The sequence below is a fragment of the Actinomadura rupiterrae genome, from assembly GCF_024172125.1.
In the GTDB taxonomy this organism is placed as follows: Bacteria; Actinomycetota; Actinomycetes; order Streptosporangiales; family Streptosporangiaceae; genus Spirillospora; species Spirillospora rupiterrae.
The window spans coordinates 210,855-232,389 of record NZ_JAMZEA010000005.1; the positions used below are offsets into that span (position 1 = coordinate 210,855).

General features: G+C 74.2%; 16 protein-coding genes and 1 pseudogene. 3 read left to right on the plus strand and 14 right to left on the minus strand.

Annotation, left to right across the window (positions count from 1 at the left end; translation table 11 throughout):
• The first annotated feature begins 124 nt into the window (after window positions 1–124).
• Both ileS and FHU30_RS17875 read left to right on the plus strand, forming a co-directional pair.
• Window positions 125–3,313 carry an isoleucine--tRNA ligase gene (ileS, locus tag FHU30_RS17870; RefSeq protein WP_253877115.1) on the plus strand — a complete coding sequence of 1,063 codons (3,189 nt, stop codon included), beginning with the start codon at window positions 125–127 and terminating at the stop codon, window positions 3,311–3,313.
• A gap of 476 nt (window positions 3,314–3,789) precedes the next feature.
• On the plus strand, window positions 3,790–4,677 hold the full coding sequence (locus FHU30_RS17875) for a DUF1707 SHOCT-like domain-containing protein (protein ID WP_253877116.1): 888 nt from the start codon (window positions 3,790–3,792) through the stop codon (window positions 4,675–4,677).
• A gap of 661 nt (window positions 4,678–5,338) precedes the next feature.
• On the opposite strand, the gene FHU30_RS17880 is transcribed toward FHU30_RS17875, so the two are convergent.
• From FHU30_RS17880 to FHU30_RS17945, 14 genes are all read right to left on the minus strand, one after another.
• On the minus strand, window positions 5,339–6,754 hold the full coding sequence (locus tag FHU30_RS17880; RefSeq protein WP_253877117.1) for a hypothetical protein: 1,416 nt from the start codon (window positions 6,752–6,754) through the stop codon (window positions 5,339–5,341).
• A 149-nt stretch (window positions 6,755–6,903) separates the two neighbouring features.
• The gene (locus tag FHU30_RS17885; protein ID WP_253877118.1) at window positions 6,904–7,842 is read right to left on the minus strand and encodes a DivIVA domain-containing protein; all 939 of its coding nucleotides are present in this window, start codon (window positions 7,840–7,842) and stop codon (window positions 6,904–6,906) included.
• 50 nt (window positions 7,843–7,892) lie between these two features.
• A complete protein-coding gene (locus FHU30_RS17890; protein ID WP_122199692.1) occupies window positions 7,893–8,177 on the minus strand; it encodes a YggT family protein in 285 nt (94 codons plus the stop codon).
• Between the two features lie 45 nt (window positions 8,178–8,222).
• Entirely contained in the window at window positions 8,223–8,786 is a 564-nt protein-coding gene (locus tag FHU30_RS17895; protein WP_253877119.1) for a cell division protein SepF, read from the minus strand.
• 120 nt (window positions 8,787–8,906) lie between these two features.
• A complete protein-coding gene (locus tag FHU30_RS17900; RefSeq protein ID WP_253877120.1) occupies window positions 8,907–9,629 on the minus strand; it encodes a YggS family pyridoxal phosphate-dependent enzyme in 723 nt (240 codons plus the stop codon).
• Window positions 9,610–10,380 carry a peptidoglycan editing factor PgeF gene (gene pgeF, locus FHU30_RS17905; protein WP_253877121.1) on the minus strand — a complete coding sequence of 257 codons (771 nt, stop codon included), beginning with the start codon at window positions 10,378–10,380 and terminating at the stop codon, window positions 9,610–9,612. Before pgeF ends, FHU30_RS17900 begins: the two co-directional genes overlap by 20 nt.
• A 2-nt stretch (window positions 10,381–10,382) precedes the next feature.
• Complete coding sequence (gene ftsZ / locus FHU30_RS17910) at window positions 10,383–11,954, minus strand: cell division protein FtsZ (protein WP_253877122.1); 1,572 nt, start codon at window positions 11,952–11,954, stop codon at window positions 10,383–10,385.
• A gap of 360 nt (window positions 11,955–12,314) precedes the next feature.
• Window positions 12,315–13,199, minus strand: a complete 885-nt coding sequence (locus FHU30_RS17915) for a cell division protein FtsQ/DivIB (RefSeq protein WP_253877123.1) — start codon at window positions 13,197–13,199, stop codon at window positions 12,315–12,317.
• A 267-nt stretch (window positions 13,200–13,466) separates the two neighbouring features.
• Window positions 13,467–14,888 (minus strand): UDP-N-acetylmuramate--L-alanine ligase, encoded by a 1,422-nt coding sequence (gene murC, locus FHU30_RS17920; protein ID WP_253877125.1) that lies wholly within the window; start codon window positions 14,886–14,888, stop codon window positions 13,467–13,469.
• Entirely contained in the window at window positions 14,885–15,988 is a 1,104-nt protein-coding gene (gene murG, locus FHU30_RS17925; RefSeq protein WP_253877126.1) for an undecaprenyldiphospho-muramoylpentapeptide beta-N-acetylglucosaminyltransferase, read from the minus strand. The genes murC and murG overlap by 4 nt, the downstream gene beginning before the upstream one ends.
• 91 nt (window positions 15,989–16,079) lie before the next feature.
• Window positions 16,080–17,366 carry a putative lipid II flippase FtsW gene (gene ftsW, locus FHU30_RS17930; RefSeq protein ID WP_253877128.1) on the minus strand — a complete coding sequence of 429 codons (1,287 nt, stop codon included), beginning with the start codon at window positions 17,364–17,366 and terminating at the stop codon, window positions 16,080–16,082.
• Window positions 17,363–18,841 (minus strand): UDP-N-acetylmuramoyl-L-alanine--D-glutamate ligase, encoded by a 1,479-nt coding sequence (gene murD, locus FHU30_RS17935; protein WP_308211328.1) that lies wholly within the window; start codon window positions 18,839–18,841, stop codon window positions 17,363–17,365. The genes ftsW and murD overlap by 4 nt, the downstream gene beginning before the upstream one ends.
• Window positions 18,838–19,896: a phospho-N-acetylmuramoyl-pentapeptide-transferase gene (gene mraY, locus FHU30_RS17940; RefSeq protein ID WP_253877130.1), complete on the minus strand. Its 1,059-nt coding sequence runs from the start codon at window positions 19,894–19,896 to the stop codon at window positions 18,838–18,840. Before mraY ends, murD begins: the two co-directional genes overlap by 4 nt.
• The gene (locus FHU30_RS17945) at window positions 19,893–21,332 is read right to left on the minus strand and encodes a UDP-N-acetylmuramoyl-tripeptide--D-alanyl-D-alanine ligase (RefSeq protein WP_253877132.1); all 1,440 of its coding nucleotides are present in this window, start codon (window positions 21,330–21,332) and stop codon (window positions 19,893–19,895) included. The genes mraY and FHU30_RS17945 overlap by 4 nt, the downstream gene beginning before the upstream one ends.
• A 45-nt stretch (window positions 21,333–21,377) precedes the next feature.
• On the opposite strand from FHU30_RS17945, the pseudogene FHU30_RS47665 reads away from it, so the two are divergent.
• Window positions 21,378–21,491: pseudogene (locus tag FHU30_RS47665) on the plus strand (hypothetical protein); the annotation flags it as partial.
• Between the last annotated feature and the right edge of the window lie 44 nt (window positions 21,492–21,535).

Consider the following 21,535-nt stretch of genomic DNA (forward strand, 5'->3'; position numbering starts at 1 on the left):
GCCGAGCGGCTCAACGAAGTGGACCGCGCCTTCGCGCGCGCGGTCAAGGAGGGTGGTACCGCGGGGCTCGCGCCTCGTCCCTCCGGAACGTCGTCCGTTACGCCGATCCGGAGGTCCGCCGACCGTGAGCCGTCAGTTCCGGCCCCTGCCAGCGCAGGTCGATCTTCCCGCGCTGGAGCGGGACATGCTGCGCCGCTGGCAGCAGAACAAGATCTTCGAGCGGTCGCTGGAGCGCACCGCCGGCGGCCCCCGCTGGGTGTTCTACGAGGGCCCGCCCACCGCGAACGGCATGCCCGGCGTGCACCACGTCGAGGCGCGCGTGTTCAAGGACGTCTTCCCGCGGTTCAAGACCATGAAGGGCTACCACGTCCCGCGCAAGGCGGGCTGGGACTGCCACGGCCTGCCCGTCGAGGTCGCCGTCGAGAAGGAGCTCGGCCTCACCGGCAAGAAGGACATCGAGGAGTACGGCGTCGCGGCGTTCAACGACCGCTGCCGCGAGTCGGTCCTGCGCCACGTGGACGCCTTCGAGGAGATGACCGAGCGGATGGGCTACTGGGTCGACATGTCCCAGGCCTACCGCACGATGGACCCGTCCTACGTCCAGGCCGTCTGGTGGTCGCTGAAGCAGGTCTTCGACAAGGGGCTGCTGTTCCGCGACTTCCGCATCACGCCGTACTGCCCGCGCTGCGGGACGGGCCTGTCCGACCACGAGCTGGGCCAGCCCGGCGGCTACGAGACGATCTCCAGCCCGTCGGTGTACGTGCGGATGCCGGTCACGTCCGGTCCGCTGGCCGACCTGGGCGCCAAGCTGCTCATCTGGACGACGACGCCGTGGACGCTGGTGTCGAACACCGCCGTCGCCGTCCACCCGGACGTCACCTACGTCGCCGCCCGCCCGGCGGACTCCGACGAGGTGCTCGTGGTGGCCGAGCCGCTGCTGGCGCAGGTGCTCGGCGAGGGCGCGGAGGTCCTGGCGTCCTTCCAGGGCCGCGAGCTGGAGCGGACGCCGTACAAGCGGCCGTTCGACCTGGTCGAGATCCCCGACGCGCACTACGTCGTGCTGGGCGACTACGTCACCGTCGAGGACGGCACGGGCCTCGTCCACCAGGCGCCCGCGTTCGGCGGCGACGACATGGCCGTCTGCAAGAGCTACGGCATGCCGATCGTGAACCCGATCGGCCCGGACGGCCGGTTCTACGCGGACGTCCCGTTCGTCGGCGGCAAGTTCTTCAAGGACGCCGACGAGGAGCTGACCGAGGACCTGCGGATCCGCGGCCTGCTGTTCAAGGGCGGCCACTTCGACCACAGCTACCCGCACTGCTGGCGCTGCCACACGCCGCTGCTCTACTACGCGCTCCCCGCCTGGTACATCCGCACCACGGCGGTCAAGGAGCGGCTGCTTGAGGAGAACGCGAAGACGAACTGGTTCCCCGAGACGGTGAAGGAGGGCCGGTACGGCGAGTGGCTGCGCAACAACGTCGACTGGTCGCTGTCCCGCAGCCGCTACTGGGGCACGCCGCTCCCCCTGTGGGTCTGCGAGGACGACGAGGACCACATCACCTGCGTCGGCTCCCTGGCCGAGCTAGGTGAGCTGGCCGGACGCGACCTGGCCGCGCTGGAGCCGCACCGCCCGTACGTGGACGACGTCACCTTCGCCTGCCCGACCTGCGGCGGCACCGCCCGGCGCGTCCCGGACGTGATCGACGCCTGGTACGACTCGGGCTCGATGCCGTTCGCGCAGTGGGGCGCCCCGCTACAGAACCAGGACGTGTTCGAGAAGTCCTACCCCGCGCAGTTCATCTGCGAGGCGCAGGACCAGACGCGCGGCTGGTTCTACTCGCTGATGGCCGTCGGGACGCTCGTGTTCGACCGGTCGTCCTACGAGAACGTCCTGTGCCTCGGCCTGATCCTCGCCGAGGACGGCCGGAAGATGAGCAAGCACCTCGGCAACGTGCTGCAGCCCATCCCGCTGATGGACGACCACGGCGCGGACGCGCTGCGCTGGTACATGGCGGCGAGCGGCCTTCCGTGGGCGTCCCGCCGGGTCGGCCACAACGCGCTGGAGGAGATCGTCCGGAAGGTGCTCCTCACCTACTGGAACACCGCGTCGTTCTTCGTCCTGTACGCCAACGCCGCAGGTGAGGGCGAGGGCAAGCGCGCCTGGACGCCGGACCGCGCCGCCGAGGCGCCCGCTCCGGCGGACCGTCCGCTGCTGGACCGGTGGGCGCTCGCCGAGCTGCACCGGACCGTCCGCGAGGTGGACGACGCGCTGGAGGAGTTCGACACCGCCCGCGCGGGCCGCCGCCTCTCCGAGTTCGTCGACGACCTGTCCAACTGGTACGTCCGGCGGTCCCGGCGGCGGTTCTGGGCGGGCCCGGAGACGCCCGAGGGCGCCTCGGCGTTCGCGACGCTCTACGAGTGCCTGGAGACGCTGACCCGGCTCATGGCCCCGCTCGCGCCGTTCATCACCGACCACGTGTGGGACGTGATCCGGCCCGAGGACGCGCCCGAGTCGGTGCACCTCGCGTCCTGGCCGGACGTCCGCGAGGACCTGCTGGACGCCGCGCTCACCGAGCGGATGGCGCTCGTCCGGCGGCTGGTGGAGTTGGGCCGCGCGGCGCGCGTCGCGTCCGGCGTCCGGACCCGGCAGCCGCTCGGCCGCGCCCTCGCCGGCGCGCCCGGCTGGGCCGCCCTGCCGGACGAGCTGCGCGCGCAGATCACCGACGAGCTGAACGTCCAGTCCGTCCAGGACCTGGCGTCCATCGGCGGCGACCTGGTCGAGTACGAGGTCAAGCCGAACTTCCGCTCGCTCGGCGGCCGGTTCAAGAAGGATGCGCCGAAGGTCGCGAAGGCGGTCACCTCCGCCGACCCGGCCGCGCTGGTCGGCGCGCTGCGCGGGCCGTCCGGCTCGGCGAGCGTGGACGCCGAGGGTGTCGGGACGGTCGAGCTGACCGCGGACGACGTGATCGTCACCGAGCGGCCGAAGTCCGGCTGGGCGGTCGAGTCCGGGCAGGGCGAGACCGTCGCGCTCGACCTGACAGTCACGCCGGAGCTGCGTCGGGCCGGGCTGGTGCGCGAGGTCGTCCGGCTCGTCCAGGACAGCCGCAAGGCCCTCGGCCTGGACGTCACCGACCGGATCGAGCTGTGGTGGGACGCCCCGGGCGGCGACCTCGCCGAGGCGCTCCGCGAGCACACCGGCGTCCTGGCGGGCGAGGTCCTCGCGGTCGCGGTCACCGAGGGACGCCCCGACGCCGACCTCCAGGCCTTCAACGACGCCGAGCTCGGCCTCACCTACCGCCTCCGCCGCGCCTGACCCCTCTCCGACGCCGGGCGCCCCTCCCAAGGGACGCCCGGCGTCCGCATTACCCCACCGCACAACGCAACGCCCTTCAACACCCGCCGCAACGCACACCGCAACGTCCGCACGGCGCAACGTCGGCACGGCGCAACGTCGGCACGGCGCAACGTCGGCACGGCGCAACGTCGGCACGGCGCGACATCGGCACACCGCAACGTCCGCACACCGACACGTCCGCACACCGCAACGCCGCACGGCGCACGGCGCGACGTCGGCACAGCGCCACGGCGGGACGTCGGCACGGCGGCATGGCACGGCGGCACGCCGCGACGGTCGGCGCGTCGGCACGGTGGCACGGCGGACGGCACGACGCGATGGACGGCGCGACGGGGAGCTTGGCGGAGGGCTCGACGTGCGTCTCGATGGTCGGCGCGGCGGGTGGATCGGCGGGTGGCTTAGACACGACGTATCGCGTTTGCCATGATGTCGGGGTGAACCTTCCCGACCCCCCATCTCCCGCCGGGCCGGAGCGGCCCTCGGACGCGGCGCAGGGACCGGAGCCGGCCCCGGCGGCGCGCCCCGGCCCGGGCGGCATGCGCGCCTCGGACGCCGACCGCGACAAGGTGGCCGACCGCCTCCGCGAGGCGCTCGCCGACGGCCGGATCACCGCGGAGGAGCACGCCGAGCGGATCGACGCCGTCTACAAGGCCAAGACGTACGCCGAGCTGGAACCGGTGCTCGCCGACCTGCCCGGTGGCGGCGGTCCCGCGCCGTCCGCGCCGGTGGACGCCGCAGGGCGCGCCCCGGCCGCGCCGCCGCGCACCGAGCCGGGCACCGCCGTCGCGATCCTCACTGAGACCAAGCGCGCCGGGCGCTGGCTCGTGGAGCCGCAGTCGCACGCCAACGTCCTGCTCGGCAAGGTCATGCTGGACCTGCGGCAGGCCGTGCTGTCCCAGCGCGAGGTGACGATCAACTGCTCCTGCGTGCTGGGCGAGGTCGAGATCATCGTCCCGCCGGGTGTGCGGGTGCTGTGCTCGGCCACCGCGGTCCTCGGCCAGGTCGAGATCCCGTTCGACGACCCCGAGGACCCGGACCCGCCGACCGTGCGGATCACCGGCTTCACCCTGCTCGGCCAGATCGGCGTCCGCCGCCGCGCGGTCGGCGAGGCCAGCCTGTCCGAGCGGGTCAAGCAGATCGCCGAGGAGCGCGTGCACGACCACCTGCTGGGCCACGAGCGCCGCCGGGAGGCCGTCCGGGACGCCCGCGAGCAGCACCGCCGCGCGGTCGAAGAGGCCCGCGAGGAGCGCATCCGCAGCCGCGACCAGCGCCGCGAGCACCTCCGCGAACTACGCGACGAACGCCGCCGCCACCGCCACTGACCGCCCACCAACGCGCCCGCCCACAACCGCCCCAGCGCAACAACGCGAGCCCGCCCACGCAACCCCCGCGCCGCGTCCCTCCCAACGCGCGCTCTGCCGCAGAACTTGAAGCGGCCCAACACGCCGGCCCCACAACACGGCCGCTGAGCCGCGGGACCTGGACGCGGGCGGGGAGGCCGGCCGCGGAGGCCGGACGCGGAGGCCGCACGCGGGAGCGCCGGCGCTGAGACACGGGCGCTGAGACGCGCGGGCGCGGGCGCCGGGGCTGGACGCGGGCGGCGGGAGCTGGACGTAGACGCCGGAGGCCGGACACAGGCGCTGAGGCCGGACACAGGCGCGGCCGCTGAGACGCGCGAGCGCGGAGGCTGGACGCGCAGGCGCGGGGGGCTGGACGCGGGCACGGGAGCTGGACGCGGGCGCGGAGGCCGGACGCGGAGGCCAGACGCGGGCGCGGGCGCTGAGACGCGCGGGCGCGGGCGCTGAGACGCGCGGGCGCGGGCGCTGAGACGCGCGGGCGCGGGCGCTGAGACGCGCGGGCGCGGAGGCTGAGACGCGGGCGCGGGCGCGGGAGCTGGACGTTGGGGGCGGGGGCTGGACGTGGGGTTTAGATATTGAAACGGCCGTCCCCTTTGTGGGGGCGGCCGTTTCGGGTGGTGTCTTTTCAGTCGCGGGCGTGTTCGCGGTCGGGCTGGCAGACCAGGCACGGGGTGCAGCCGCGCTCCTTGGCCTCGCTGCGCGGGAGGGTCTCCAGGTCTTCGGCGTCGTCACCGATGTCCTCGATCAGGGCGCAGTCGGGGCGGTGGTAGCGCTTGGTGCCGCTGAGGATGCGCACCTGCGGCTCCGCGGCCCCGGCGGCGGACGCGGCGGCGGGCTTCGGCTCGGCGGCGGGCTCGGCAGGCGCGGCGTCCTCAGCGTCCTCGGGGGCTGCGGGCTCGTCGGCTGCGGACGCTTCGGGCTCAGCCTGCGCGTCGTCCTCGGTCTGGTCGGCGGATTCGCGGGGACGCGGCGGGGCGGTGGCCTCGGGGGCGGCCGTCTCGGCCGGCTCGACCTCCGGCTCCTCGGCGGGCTCGGGCTCGGCGGGGGCCGCAGGGGCCTTCTCGGCGACCGTGGCGACCGGAGCCTTCTTCTCCTCCGGTTCGGGCGTCTCGTCCGCGCTGGAGGGCTCTGAGGGCGTCTCGGCGGCTTCGTCCGGCTTCGCCGGGGCGGCGGCCTCCGGAGCGGGCTCGGGCTCCGGCTCGGGGCGCGGCGCGGGCTCCGGCGGCGTGACGACCGGGAGGTCGGTCAGGGTCGGCGTCACCGGCGGGGTCTCGGCGGGCACCCGGATGTCGGGGAGCGTGACGTCGCCTCGTCCGGACGGGGCGGGCGGCGGCGTGCTCGGCGCGGGCGCAGGCCACGCGGACGGCACCGACGGGGACGCGGACTCGGGACGCGGCGGCGCGGACGGGGACGCGGCGGACGCCACGGGGCCGGACGGGCCGGCGCCGGACGGCGCGTCACCCGGCTTCGCGTCCTCGGCGGCGGAGCTCCCGCCGACCGAGACGGACGCGCGCGCGGCGAGCGCGGTGTCGGGGAGGCAGGCGGTGCAGGGGCTGAAGCCCTCCTCGCGCGCCTCGACGTAGGTCAGCTCTTCCTTCTCGCGTCCGGCGAGCTGGCGGCAGGTGTCCAGGTGGTAGCGCTTGCGGCCGCGGACGACGAAGACGACCGCGTCGTCCGGGACGTCCACCGGCTGGGGCGGGATCGCGACCTCGTCGTCGGGGTCGCCGTCACCGCCGGGCTGCGGCGCGGTCCCGGCCGGGACCGGACGGCCCGCGGGCGCGCCCTTCTTGCCCTTCTTGCCCTTGGCGGCCTTGCGGTCGCGGCGCGAGGTCGCGGTGCCGCCGCCGAAGATCTCCTTGCGCCGCAGGAACACCCCGATGAGCAGGCAGAGCGCCGACACCAGGCTGACCGCGATGGAGGTGTAGATCACCACGATGGCGTCCACACCGAACACCTGCGCGCTGTCGCCGTTGCCGGCGACGATCCCCGCCACCAGCAGGGCGATCGCCACCACCACGAGTACGCCACTCAGGATGATCACAGGGTCTCTCTCTCCCTACGGGCCGCGCTCCCGGCCGCGTTCGGTCCGGTGAGCACCGCCGATGTGCCCGGACGCCGACGCCGCCGGGATGGCCCGTGGCCATCCGCGGCGCGGCTGTCGACAAGACACTATCGCCTGCGGGACGGGCGTCAGCGCCTCTCGTGCGGCGGGTTGTCGCCGCCGGCGTGGAAGGCCCCGGTCGCCGAGTGCTGCACCTGCTGGGTGTGCTGGGAGGCGTCGGGGGTGCCGAAGGGGGAGGTCCCGGTCGGGGAGCCGGCGCCGGAGGACGCGCCGTTGCGCTGGTCGGCGGGGGCGGCGATGGGCTGCGGGCCGGTCTGCGCGGCGCCGACGGCGGGGGTCGGGAACGCGCCGTTCTCGGCGGACCCGGCCTCCAGGTCGCGCAGCTGGCCCTCCAGGTACACCTTCAGGCGGCTGCGGTACTCGCGCTCGAACGCGCGCAGGTTGTCGACCTCGCGCTCCAGCTCCTCGCGCTGCTGCACGAGTGAGCCCATGACCTGGCGGTGCCGCTCCTGGGCGTCCCGGTCGAGGGCCTCGGCGCGGGACCGCGCCTCGGAGACGATCTGGTCGGCCTGGCGGCGCGCCTTGCCGAGGATCTCCTCGGCCTCGCGGCGGGCGCGGCCGAGCGTCTCGTCGGCCTCCCGGCGGGCGTCGGCGATGGCCTGGTCCGCGGTCTGCTGCGCGAGCGCCAGCACGCGGGCCGCGGTGTCCATGTTGTCCTCGCCGGACGGCTGGCCCATGCCGAGGCCGCCGAGCTGGCCGCCCAGCTGCCCGCCGCCGAGCTGCGCGGGCTCGGGCTCGGGCTGCTGCTGCACCGGCTCCGGCCGCGGCGGCTCGGGGATCTTGGTGACGTCCGGCTTGGGCTCGACGATCGGCGCGGCCATGGCGGGAACCTTGCCGCGCAAGCACTCGGCGAGCTTGGCGCGCAGCTCCTCGTTCTCCTGGATGAGGCGGTCGAGCTCCGACTCGACCTCGTCGAGGAAGGCGTCCACCTCCTCCTCGTCGTACCCCGGCCTGAGCCTGGTGGTACTGAACTGCTTGTTCCGCACATCGGCGGGTGTCAGCGGCATGTTCGTCTCCTTGGCGCGCTTGGAGTCTGTCCGGTAAGGACGGTATCTGATCAGAGCATCTGCACGAAGATGATCAAGACCCAGACCACAAGGAAGAGGAATGTGAAGCTGAGGTCCAATGCCACGTTACCCAGCCGTACGGGTGGGATGAAACGCCTGAGAAGTTTCAGTGGCGGATCGGTGACGGTGTAGACGGTCTCGGCGATGACCAGGACCACCCCCGTCGGCCGCCACTCCCGGGCGAACGACCGCAGGACTTCGAGGACCAGCCTCCCGATGAGGAACAGGAGGAACAGGTACAGGACGTATTGCAGGATCAGTCCAACGATATGCACGGACGCTCTCTCGGTCTCGGCTGCTCAGCTCTGGCGCTGAACCCCTCAGCTCTGGTTGAAGAACCCTCGTTCCGCCATGCGGGCCTTGTCCTCCGCCGTCACCTCCACGTTGGCGGGCGACAGGAGGAACACCTTGTTGGTAACACGCTCGATGCTCCCGTGCAGGCCGAACACCAGACCTGCCGCGAAGTCGACCAGCCGTTTGGCGTCGCTGTCGACCATCTCGGTCAGGTTCATGATGACGGGCGTGCCCTCACGGAAGTGCTCCCCGATCGTCCGGGCCTCGTTGTAGGTCCTGGGGTGCAGCGTAGTGATGCGCGCAAGGTCGGCGGTGGCGGAGGACTCGTAGAGCGCCACCGAACGCCGGTCCGGGGCCGCCGGGACGAGATCGCGATCCCGGTCCGCCGCGTCGTCGGCTCGGGTAGGCTGACCGCCGGAGTCGTCCTCGCGGAGGCCGCCGCGCCGGCCGGGGGCCGGGTCGGTCTCGTCGTCGTAGACCTCGTACTCGTCGTAGTCGTCGTACTTGTCGTACTTGCTGAACTTCTCGTCGTAGCGGTCGTCCTCCACAAGGCCGAGGTAGACCGCCATCTTGCGCATCGCGCTGGCCATACGCCCCTCCGTCGTCCTGTGGCCGCGGCGCCGGCGCCCCCTGCCGGGCCTGACGCCGCCGTCGGACTCTTCCGCCTGCCTGTGGAAACCGCCGTCCTGACGGCCGCCACTGGGGGGACATTACCTGACGATTGCGCTCCGGCCACCGAGCAACGCCGTGCCGACACGCACGTGTGTCGCGCCACACGCGATCGCGGCCTCCAGGTCGCCGCTCATCCCCGCCGACACGATCGTGGCAGCAGGGTGGACGGCCCGCACCTCATTTCCGATCCGGGCGAGGCGCTCGAAGGCGGGCCGCGGCTCCTCGCCGAGCGGCGCGACGGCCATCAGCCCGCCCAGCTCAAGGCCCTGCGCACCGGCGATCTCGTCGGCGAGGGCGGGCACATCGGCCGGGGCCGCGCCGCCCCGGCCCTCCTTCTCGTCCAGCGAGACCTGCACCAGGCAGCGCAGCGTGCGGCCCTCCCGCAGGGCGGCCTGGGACAGCGCGCGGACGAGCCGGGACCGGTCCACGGACTGGACGACCCCGGCGTAGGACGCGACCGACTTGACCTTGTTCGTCTGAAGCTGGCCCACGAAATGCCAGGTCAGGCCGAGATCGGCGCATTCGGCGGCCTTGGGGGCGGCCTCCTGGTCGCGGTTCTCGGCGACCTGGGTGAGGCCGAGTCCGGCCAGCAGCCGCACATCGGACGCCGGGAAGGTCTTGGTGACCCCGACGAGCGTGACGTCCTCGGGGGCGCGGCCCGCGGCGGCGCAGGCGGCGGCGATCCGCTCCCTGACCTCCGCGAGGTTGGCCGCCAGCTCGTCCTGCCGGGCGGCCGTGCCGCTAGAGGTCCTCGGGGTCATCGCTCTCGTCGTCCTTCAGCCATACGAACCCGGCGAAGCGGCCGGTCGAGCCGTCCCGCCGGTAAGAGAAGAGGTCGGGGGTCTCGATGGTGCAGCGGGGGTCGACCTGCACGCCGGTCACGCCGCAGGCGGCGAGCTGCTCGACGATGCCGGCGCGGATGTCGAGGCCGGGCGTCCCGGCGGAGGTGGTCGCGTACGCGGCGGGGACGCGGGCGGCGACCTCGGCGCGCATCGCCTCGGGCACCTCGTAGCAGGAGCCGCAGGCGGCGGGGCCGATCGCGCCGGTCACCCGCTCGGGCTCCGCGCCGTGCTCGCGCATCCGCGCGACCAGGGCGGGGACGACCCCGAGGAGCGTGCCGGGGCGGCCGGAGTGCGCCGCGCCGACGACTCCCGCGACCGGGTCGGCGAGCAGGACGGGGGCGCAGTCGGCGACCAGCACCGCGAGCACCAGGCCGGGGACGGTGGTGACGATGCCGTCGACCGCGCCGTCCGGGCCGGAGGGGGAGCTGACGAACGCGACGTCGGCGCCGTGCACCTGCCGCATCCAGACCGTGCGGCCGGCCTCGACGCCGAGCGCGGCGGCGGCGCGGTCGCGGTTGGCGCGGACGGCGGCCGGGTCGTCGCCGACCGCGCCGCCGAGGTTCAGCTCCGCGAACGGCGCGGAGCTCACCCCGCCGGTCCGGCCGGTGAACGCCGCGCCCACCCCGTCGCCGAGCGCGACCGGGGTGATCAATCGGGGGGAGGAGGTCACGGTCACTTCAGGAAGTCGGGCACGTCGAGGTCGTCGTCGTCCTCCTCGAACACGACCCGGCGGTTGCGGGACGGCGCGGGGGCGTTGCCGGACTCGCCGGCGTGCACGCGGGAGGGGGCGGGCTCGGGCCGCGGCGAGGGCGTGCGGGCGCCGTCGGACGCCGGGGCCGGCTCGGCCCGGCGGTCGTCGCGGTCGGCCGCGGCGGACGGCTGCCCGGCCGGCGCCTGCGCGGGGGGCGCGGGCGCGGCCTGCGGCTGCGGCGCGGGGGCCGCGGCCGGGCGCTCGGGCTGCGCCGCGGGGGCGGACGCGGGAGCCGGGGCGGCCGCGGCCTGCGCGACCGTGGGCGCGTGCCGCCCGTCCGGCTGGTGGCGCTCGGCCCGGTCGTGCTGCTGGCCGTGCGCCTGCGGGTGCTGCTGGCCGTGCGGCTGCGCGTGCTGCTGGCCGTGCTGCTGCGGGTGCGGCTGGCCCGTCCCGGACGCGGGCTCGGCGGTGCGGCCGACGCGGCTCGGGATCGGGTTCGCGGGCGGCTGCGGCGCGGGCTGCGCCGGGGCCGGGGACGGGTTGGGGGTGCTCTGCCGGGCCGGAGGAACCCGTCGCGCGTCAGCCTCCGGCGCCGGCCTGGTAGGGCGGCCCTCGTCGAACCCCGCCGCGATCACGGTCACCCGGACCTCGTCGCCCAGCGCGTCGTCGATCACCGCGCCGAAGATGATGTTGGCGTCCGGCGCGGCCGCGTTGGACACCAGCTGCGCCGCCTCGTTGATCTCGAACAGGCCCAGGTCGGACCCGCCGGAGATGGACAGCAGCACGCCGTGCGCGCCGTCGATGCTGGCCTCCAGCAGCGGGCTGGAGATCGCCATCTCGGCCGCGGCCACGCTGCGGTCGTCGCCGCGCGCCGAGCCGATGCCCATCAGCGCCGAGCCGGCGCCGGACATGACCGACTTGACGTCGGCGAAGTCCAGGTTGATCAGGCCCGGGGTGGTGATCAGGTCGGTGATGCCCTGGACACCGGAGAGCAGCACCTGGTCGGCCGCCTTGAACGCGTCCAGCACGCTGACCTGGCGGTCGCTGATCGACAGCAGCCGGTCGTTCGGGATCACGATGAGGGTGTCGACCTCGTCGCGCAGGGTCTCTATACCCGCCTCGGCCTGCATCGCGCGGCGCTTGCCCTCGAACGAGAACGGCCGGGTGACCACGCCGATGGTGAGCGCGCCGAGGGAGCGGGCGATGTTCGCCACGACCGGCGCGCCGCCGGTGCCGGTGCCGCCGCCCTCCCCCGCGGTGACGAAGACCATGTCGGCGCCCTTGAGCACCTCCTCGATCTCCTCCCGGTGGTCCTCGGCGGCCTTGCGTCCGACGTCGGGGTTGGCCCCCGCGCCGAGGCCCCGGGTGAGCTCGCGGCCCACGTCCAGCTTGACGTCGGCGTCACTCATCAGCAGCGCCTGGGCGTCCGTGTTGATCGCGATGAACTCGACGCCCTTGAGTCCCTCCTCGATCATCCGGTTGACGGCGTTGACGCCGCCGCCGCCGATGCCGACGACCTTGATGACCGCGAGGTAGTTCTGCGGTGCTGCCACGACGAGGGGCCTTTCCGCTCGCTATCTAATCGAGTCGCGGGCGGGACCGGGCCGGGCGCGGAGCCCGGCACAAACCCTCACCCTCAACTTGAGGCTTACAGTTATGTCAACCTGATGACTGATACGGACAGTAGGGCGGGCTAACGGCCAGGGTCAACTAACCTCCCGCCAACCGCCCCGGCGTGTCGCGGTGCGCGGACTTGGCGAGACTTGCCCGGTTGGTACCGGCCGTCCCCGACCCGCTCCCCGGTCCGCTCCAAGCTTCCCCCATCGCGCCGCCCGAAGCGCTCCGACACACGGGAACTGTGCGTTCCGGAAGTTTGACCCAGCGTGGTCGCGCCTACCCCGCACGGACGCGCCTCAGTGCGTGGTGACGACTTCGGGCGAGCTCACGTCGATCGTGTTCGCCGAGCGTCCGGCGGCCGAGTGGCGCAGCGCGTCCACCAGGCGCAGCTTTTCGGACGTCCGCTCGTTCGAACCCCAGACGATGCTCAGGCCGTCCGAAAGCCGCAGCGTGACCGCCTCCGGCGACGGCGCCTGCACCTCGGCCAGCTTCTGCCGCAGCGCCCCCGGCAGCGCCTCGACCACGCGCAGCGCGGCCAGGCTGGACGGGTCGGACGGCCCCGGCGACGCCACCGACAGCAGCGGCAGGCCCGGCGGGCGGCTCGTCCCGTCGGTGACCGTGACCCCGGACGCGTCGAGCTGGTAGTACCGGCCGTCCCGCCCGGCGACCACGGCGCGCGGCGTCCGCTCGGTGACCACGATCCGGACGGTCGCGGGCCAGCTCCGCTCGACCCTCGCCGAGGCGACCTCGCGCAGCCGCTCCACCCGGCCGCGCACCGCGCCGGTGTCGAGCCTCGCCATGGGCGAGCCGAGCGAGATCCCGGCCGCCGCCTCCACCCGGTCGCGCGGTGCCAGCTTCGTCCCGGTCACCTCCACGTGGCGGACGACGAGCAGCTTCGACCCGAGCAGCACCCACCCGGCCGCGCCGAGCACGCCGAGGACCAGCAACGTGACGAACGCGACCTTCCACCGGTTCGGCCGCCGCCGCGAGGGCGCCCGCCGCCGCGCCGGACCACGCCCTTCCGGACCATCCGGACCGGACGCCTCGGAGCCGCCCCGCCCACCACGCGCCGAAACGCGCCCGGCCGCGTCCCGCCCGCGTGCCGCATCGGCCCCGCGCGCCGCGTCCCGTCCGTGTCCGCCGCCGTGCACCGCGTGCCGCCTCGTCCGAGCCTCGGTCATGCCCTCAAGGATGGCCGCCGGACGCCCCGTTTCCACGCCCCCACGCCGCACCACCCGCCCACCGCGTCACGCCATGCGCCCACCCCGGCCGTCCGGAACCCCCGATTCCGGCCCCCGCGCAACGCAACGAGCCCCGCGCGGCTGCGAAGCACCGCACGCGAGAAGCTCGCCACGCGAGCGAAACCCGCCGCACGCGCGAAGGCCACCCCGGGCGAAAGCCACCGCACGCGTGGAACCGCCGTGCGGGTGGCAGCCGCCTGGTGCGGGTCAGGAGGGGGTTAGGTGGGTGAGGATCTGGGGGCCCAGGCGGGTGACGTCGCCGGCGCCGAGGGTGATGACGATGTCGCCGGGGCGGGCCAGGGCGGCGACGACGGCCGGGACCTCGTCGAAGACCGGGGCGTAGACGGTCTCGGTGCCGTCCGGGACGCGGGCGGAGATCAGCTCGCCGGTGACGCCGGGCTCCGGGTCCTCGCGGGCGCCGTAGACGTCCAGGACGACCGCGACGTCCGCCAGGCCCAGCGCCGCGCCGAACTCGGCGGCGAAGAACCGGGTGCGGCTGTACAGGTGCGGCTGGAAGACCGCGACGATGCGGCCGCCGCCGTCCCGTCCGTCCAGGTAGTCGCGGGTAGCGGACAGGTCGGCGGTCAGCTCGGTCGGGTGGTGGGCGTAGCTGTCGAAGACCTCGACGCCCGCCGCCGAGCCCTTCAGCTCCAGCCGCCGCATCGCGCCGCCGAAGCCTCGCAGCCCCTCGCGGACGGCCGCGAGGTCGAGGCCGAGCGCGTGCGCGACGGCGACGACGGCGGCCGCGTTCAGGGAGTTGTGCCGTCCGGGGACGTTGAGGACGACCTCGCCCAGCCCCTCCGGAGTGCCTTCGATCACGAAGCGGGAGCCGAGGCCCTGCGGCGTGAATCCGGTCACGCGCAGGTCGGCGTCGTCCGCCTCGCCGTAGGTCAGGACGCGCAGGCCGCGGGAACGTGCCAGATCGGCCAGCTCGCGAGCGACCGGGTCGTCGGCCCCGGCGACGACCGCGCCGCCGTCCTCCACCCGCCCGACGAACTTCGCGAACAGCTCCTTGACCTGCTCGAAGCCGCCGTAGTTGTCCAGGTGGTCGGCCTCGACGTTGGTGATCACCGCGACGTGCGGGGTGTACATCAGGAACGAGCCGTCGCTCTCGTCCGCCTCGGCGACGAAGACCTCGCCGGTGCCCTCGTCCGCGCCGAGGCCGGTCGTGACCAGCTGGCCGCCGATGCAGTAGGACGGGTCGGCCCCCGCGTGCTGGAGCGCGACCGTCAGCATCGAGGTCGTGGTGGTCTTGCCGTGCGTCCCGGCGACGGCGACCGCGCGCCGCCCGGCCATCAGCGACGCGAGCGCCGCGGACCGGTGCAGGACGCGCAGGCCCCGCGCGCGGGCGGCGGCCAGCTCGGGGTTGCTCTCCCGGATCGCCGAGGACACCACGACGGTCTCGGCGTCCCCGAGGTGGGACGCGTCGTGCCCGACGAACACCTTCGCGCCGAGCGCGCCGAGCTGCCCGAGCAGCTCGGAGTCCTTCGCGTCGCTGCCGGACACGGTGATGCCGCGCTTCAGCATGATCCGCGCGATGCCGGACATCCCGGCGCCGCCGATCGCGATGAAGTGGACCCGGCCGAGCTCGCCGGCCGGGACCACCGCCGCGGGGTCGACCAGGCTCATCGGCCCTGCCCCTGCTGGGCGGCGCGGACGACGTCGTACACCATCCGGGCGAGCGCCACGTCGGCGTCGCGGCGGCCCATCCGGCCGGCCGCCTCGGACATGTTCGCCACCCGGGCGGGGTCGCGCAGGATCGGGATCAGCTGCCCGGCGATCCACTCGGGGCTGAGCTCGGCGTCGTCCACCAGCAGGCCGCCGCCGTTCTGCACGATCGGCTCGGCGTTCAGCCGCTGCTCGCCGTTGCCGATCGGCAGCGGGACGTACACCGCGGGCAGCGCCACGGCCGACAGCTCGGCGCAGGTCATCGCGCCCGCGCGGCACATCGCCATGTCGGCGGCGGCGTAGGCGAGGTCCATCCGGTCGCAGTAGGGGATGGTGACGTACTGCGGGCCGCCGGCGGGGGCGGGCTCAGGCACTTCCTGGTTCTTCGGGCCGACGATGTGCAGCACCTGGATCCCGGCGGCGCGGAACGCGGGCGCGGCGGCGACCGCGGCGCGGTTCAGCGACCGCGCGCCCTGCGACCCGCCGAAGATCAGCAGGGTCGGCAGCTCGGGCAGCAGGCCGAAGTAGGAGCGGGCCTTGTCGCCCATCGCCATCCGGTCCAGGTTGGCGATCTCGCGGCGCAGCGGGATGCCGACGAACTTGGCGTTCGGCAGCGGCGAGTCGTGGTGCGACACGGCCACGTGGTCGGTGAACCGGGAGCCGAGCTTGTTGGCCAGGCCCGGCTTCGGGTTCGCCTCGTGCACGATGATCGGCACCTTGCGCTTGCGCGCGGCCAGGTAGCCGGGGGTGGCGACGTAGCCGCCGAAGCCGACCAGCACGTCCGCCTGCGCCTGGTCCAGCACGTTCGCGGCCGCGTTGATCGCGCCGCGCAGCCGTCCGGGGACGGTGAGCAGCTGCGGGGTCAGCGTGCGGGGCAGCGGCACCGGGGGGATCAGGGCGAGCTCGTAGCCGCGCTGCGGGACCAGCCGGGTCTCCAGGCCGCGCTCGGTGCCGAGGCAGACGACCCCGGTGTTCGGGTCGTGGCGGCGCAGCGCGTCGGCGAGGGCCAGGGCGGGCTCGATGTGTCCGGCGGTGCCGCCGCCGGCCAGGACAACCCTCATGCTCGTTGACAACTCCTCAGCGTGTCCTCAGCGTGTTCGGTCTGCGGGCGTGCGCGTCGCTCGCGGACGGGCCGCCCCCGGTTCCGTCCGATCAGGACCCCCGCGGCCCGAGTCCTAGCCAGCTTAGGGCCCGCGACAGCGGTCCGGGGCCGCGCGCGGCGAGCGCCTGCCTGGCGCCGGGCTCCCGCTTGGCGAAGGCCAGCAGCATCCCGAGCGCGATCAGCGTGGGGATGAGGGCCGATCCGCCGTAGGAGACCAGGGGCAGCGGGATGCCTGTGATGGGCAGCACACCGATCACCGCGCCGATGTTCACGATGGCCTGCACCACCAGCCAGGCCGTCGCGCCCGCCGCCGCGAGCCGGGTGAACGGGTCCTTGACGCGGCGCGCGATGCGCAGCCCGGCGTAGGCGAGCAGCCCGAACAGGCCGAGCACGACCAGCGTGCCGACCAGCCCGAACTCCTCACCGATGATCGCGAAGATGAAGTCGGTCTCCGCGTGCGGCAGGAAGTCCCACTTGGCGCGGCCCTCCCCCAGCCCGGTGCCGAACAGGCCGCCGGACGCGAGCGCCTGCAGCCCCTGGGAGCCCTGGTAGTTGAAGGTGAGCTGGTTGCCGGACTGGTCGAGGAAGCCGGTGAGCCGCTGCATCCGGTACGGCTCGACCACGATCAGGATCGACACCAGCAGGCTGACGAGCCCGGCGATGCCGACGAACAGCCGGCCGGGCGCGCCGACCACCCACAGCAGCGCGAGGAAGATCGTGAGCAGCACCAGCGTGGTGCCGAGGTCGTTGCCGAGCATGACCAGCAGCACCAGCAGGCCCGCGCCGGGCAGCAGCGGCATCAGCAGCGGCCGCCACTCGGTGAGCTGGCCGAGCCGCTCCTTGCGGGCGAGCAGGTCGGCGCCCCACAGCACCAGGCCGAGCTTGGCGGGCTCGGACGGCTGGATCTGGATCGGGCCGAGGCTGATCCAGCGGGTCGCGCCGCCGGCCGCGCGGCCGAGGCCGGGCACCAGCACCAGCGTGAGCGCGGCGACCGACAGCAGCAGCATCGGGAACGCCAGCGCGCGGAACCCCTTCAGCGGCAGCCGGGACGCCGCCCACATGCCGGGCAGGCCGATCGCCATCCACATGGCCTGCTTCTGCACCAGCGTGTACGCCGAGCCGGTCTCCTGCAGCTGCTTGACGCTGGACGCCGACAGCACCATGGTCAGGCCGAGCCCGAGCAGCATCACCGAGCAGCCGAGCACCAGGTAGTACGAGGTGAGCGGGCGGTCCAGCAGCCCGACGGCGGCGGCGACCTGCTCGCGCGGCCGGGGCCGCGCGGCGCCGTCGCCGCCGGTCTTCGCCTGGTCCCGCTCCCGGGCGGGCACCGCGCTCATGCGCGCGCGGACGCCTGCTCGGAAAGCCTGCGGACCGCGTCGGCGAACGCGTCGCCGCGCGCGCCGTAGCTGGTGAACATGTCGAAGGAGGCGCCCGCCGGGGCGAGCAGCACGGTGTCGCCGGGTTCGGCGAGGGCGGCGGCGCGGGTCACGACTCGGTCCATCGCCCCAGTGTCGGTGTCCGGAACGTCCACGACGGGGACATCCGGCGCGTGTCGCGCGAGTGCTTCGGCGATCCGCGCCCGGTCGCGGCCGATCAGCACGGCCGCGCGGAGCCGGTCGGCGCAGGACGCCACCAGGTCGTCCACGTCGGCGCCCTTCAGCAGGCCGCCCGCGATCCACACCGCGGACCGGCAGGCCGCCAGCGAGGACGCGGCGGCGTGCGGGTTGGTGGCCTTGGAGTCGTCCACGTAGTCGACGCCGTCCACGGTCGCGACGTGCGCGATGCGGTGCGGGTCGGGCACGAACGCGCGCAGGCCCGCGCGGACGGCCTCGGGCGGCACGCCGAAGGCGCGGGCCAGGGCCGCCGCCGCGAGCGCGTTGGCGACGTTGTGCGGGGCGAACGGCTTGACATCGGCCAGCTCGGCCAGCTCGGCGGCGCTGGTGGCCGGGTCGTCCACGAAGGCGCGGTCGACGAGGAGGTCTTCCACGACGCCGACCTGGCCCGGCGCGGGGATCGCGAGGGTGAACGCCTTGGCGTCCGCCGGGCCGAGACCGGCCGAGACCGGTTCGTCGGCGTTCACGACCGCGACCGCGCCCGGGGTGAAGATCTTCGCCTTGTCCGCGGCGTACGCCTCGAACGATCCGTGCCAGTCGATGTGGTCGGGCGCGACGTTCAGCACCGCCGAGGCGAGCGGCCGGAGGCTGGAAGACCAGTGCAGTTGGTAGCTGGACAGCTCCACGGCCAGCACGTCGTGGCCCTCCAGGACCGCCTCGACGATCGGCGTGCCGACGTTCCCGACCGCCACCGCGTCGTGCCCGGCGGCTACGAGGATCTCCGTCAGCATCCGGACGCAGGTGGTCTTGCCGTTCGTGCCGGTCAGGGCGAGCCAGGGCGCCGCGCCCGCCGGACGCAGCCGCCACGCCAGCTCGACCTCGCCGTAGATCTCGATCCCGGCGGACGCGGCGGCGGCCAGCAGCGGCACGTCCGGCTTCCATCCCGGCGAGGTGACGACCAGGTCCGTCCCCTCGGGGAGGGTGTCGCCGTCACCGAGCCGGACGGTCACGCCGAGCGCTTCGAGCTCTGCCGCCTGCTCGCGGGACGCGTCGTCCGCGCGGGCGTCGACGATCGTCACGTGCGCGCCGCGCCCGGCCAGGACGCGCGCGGCGGCCCGTCCGGAGACCCCGAGGCCCGCGACGACGACCCGCCGCCCCTCGAACGACTCGCCGCCTTCGAACGACTGGCCACCTTCGTCCGGCTTGCGCCCTTCGTCCGGCTCGCGGGCCTGCGGCGGCTCGGGCGGCTGCTGCGTCACTTCTTGGGCATCCATTCCAGGTAGAACAGGCCCAGGCCGATCGCCGTGAACAGCGCGGACATCAGCCAGAACCGCACGACGATCGTGGTCTCGGCCCATCCCGACAGCTCGAAGTGGTGCTGCAGGGGCGCCATCTTGAAGACCCGTTTCTTGGTCATCTTGAACCCGCCGACCTGGATGATCACCGACAGCGTGATCATCACGATCAGGCCGGACAGCACGCCGAGCAGGAACTGGGTGCGGGTCAGGATCGCCAGGCCCACCAGGACGCCGCCGAGGGCGAGCGAGCCGGTGTCGCCCATGAACACCTTCGCCGGGGGCGCGTTCCACCACAGGAAGCCGAACACGCCGCCGAGCACGGCCGCCGCGACGACCGCGAGGTCGAGCGGGTCACGCACGTTGTAGCAGTTCGGCGCGAGCGCGAACTCGCAGGAGTTGCGCAGCTGCCAGTTGCCGATCAACACGTAGGCGGCCAGCACCATCGCGCACGGGCCGGCGGCCAGGCCGTCCAGGCCGTCGGTGAGGTTCACGCCGTTGGACGTCGCGGCGATCAGCAGCAGCGCCCAGATCACGAACGGGATCGCGCCGATCGACGGGCCGAAGTCGCGCAGGAACGACAGGTGCGCGTCGGCGGGGGTGACGTCCAGGTGGTTCGGGAAGTTCAGCGACCCGACCGCGAACACGACGCCGACCAGGATGATCCCGATCATCTTGGCGCCGGAGCGCAGGCCGAGGCTGCGCTGCTTGAAGACCTTGATGTAGTCGTCCACGAAGCCGACCGCGCCGAGCCCGGTCATCAGGAACAGCACCAGGCCGCCCGAGACGGTCGGGCTGGTGCCGGTCAGCAGGTGCGCCGCGCCGTACCCGACGAGCGACCCGAGGACGAACACCGTGCCGCCCATGGTGGGGGTGCCGCGCTTCTTCAGGTGGGCCTCCGGGCCCTCCTGGCGGATCATCTGGCCGTAGCCGAGCCGGTTCACGATCCGGATCCACACCGGCGTGCCGACCATGCCGAACAGCAGGGCGACCCCGGCGGCGATGATGATGTTGGTCATGCCCGGGCACCCCCCGCGGGCGCGTCCGGCGCGGCCCCGTCCGGCCCGGCCGCCTCCGGCAGCAGGGCCGCGGCGACCCGTTCCAGGCCCGCGACCCGGGACCCCTTCACCAGTACGACGTCGTGCGGCCGGAGCCGCCCGCTGAGCGCGGTCACCGCCGCGCCGACGTCATCCACCTGTACCAACTCTCCCGTCCATGCCGCCACCTGCGCGGCCCCTTCGGCCACCGGCGCGGCGGCGTCCCCGACGACCACGAGGCCGGCGACTCCGCTGCGCGCGACATGCTGCCCGATCTTGGCGTGTTCCGCGACCGAGGTGTCACCGAGCTCAGCCATCTCGCCCAGCACCGCGAAGGCCCGGCGGCCCCGCGCGAGGTGCGCGAGCACGTCCAGCGCGGCGCGGGTCGACTCGGGGTTGGCGTTGTACGCGTCGTTGATCACCGTCACGCCGTCCGGGCGGTCGGTGACCTCCATCCGCCAGCGGCTGCGCGGCCCCGCGGCCGAGAGGGCGTCCGCGACGTCCGCGACGCCCATCCCGGCGGCGCGCGCCACGGCGGCGGCGGCCAGCGCGTTCGGGACCATGTGCGCGCCCGCCAGGCGCAGTGCCACCTTCGCCTCGCCCTCGGGCGTGACCAGGGTGAACCGGCCTCGTCCGGCCTCGTCCAGGTCTTCGTCGACGGCGCGGACGGTCGCGTCCGGGCCGCGGCCGAACGTGACGACCTGCGCCTCGGTGCGGCTCGCCATGGCCGCGACCAGCGGGTCGTCGGCGTTCAGGACGGCCGTGCCGGACGCGGGCAGCGCCTCGACCATCTCGCCCTTCGCCTGCGCGACGGCCTCCCGGGAGCCGAACTCGCCGAGGTGCGCCGACCCGACGTTCAGCACCACGCCGATCGCGGGCCGCGCGATGCCGCACAGGTAGGCGATGTGGCCGATGCCGCGGGCGCCCATCTCCAGCACCAGGTGCCGGGTGCCCTCGTCGGCGCGCAGCGCGGTCAGCGGCAGCCCGATCTCGTTGTTGAACGACCCGACCGGCGCGATCGTCGGCCCGGCCCGCTCGACCACCTGGGCGATCAGGTCCTTGGTGGAGGTCTTGCCCGCCGAGCCGGTCACGCCGGTCACGACGGCGTCCGGCAGCCGGGCCAGGACGCCGCGGGCGAGCAGCCCGAGCGCCTCCTGGACGTCCGGCACCACCACGGCCGGACCGTCCACCGGGCGGGCCGCCAGGACGGCGCTCGCGCCCCCGGCGAAGGCCGCCGGGGCGAAGTCGTGCCCGTCGGCGCGCTCGCCCGGCAGCGCCGCGAACAGCGCGCCCGGAACGGCCTCCCGGGAGTCGATCACCACGGGGCCGCGCACCACCGGCTCGGGCCCGTCCGGCGGAAGGCCGGTCACCGTGCCGCCGGTGAGCTCGGCGACCGTCGACAGCGGAAGTGGGATCACGCCTGCGTCCCGTCCCCTCTCACGTCCTGCCCGTTCGACGCGCCAGTGCCCGCCCGGGTTCGCCCGGCCGGGTCCCGGCCGGACGCGTCCGCGCCCGAGGCGTCCCGGCCCGGCGCGTCCCTTCCGGGTGCGTCCCTTCCAAGTGCGTCCCTGTCGGGTGCGTCCCTGTCGGGTGCGTCCCTGTCGGGTGCGTCCCTTCCGAG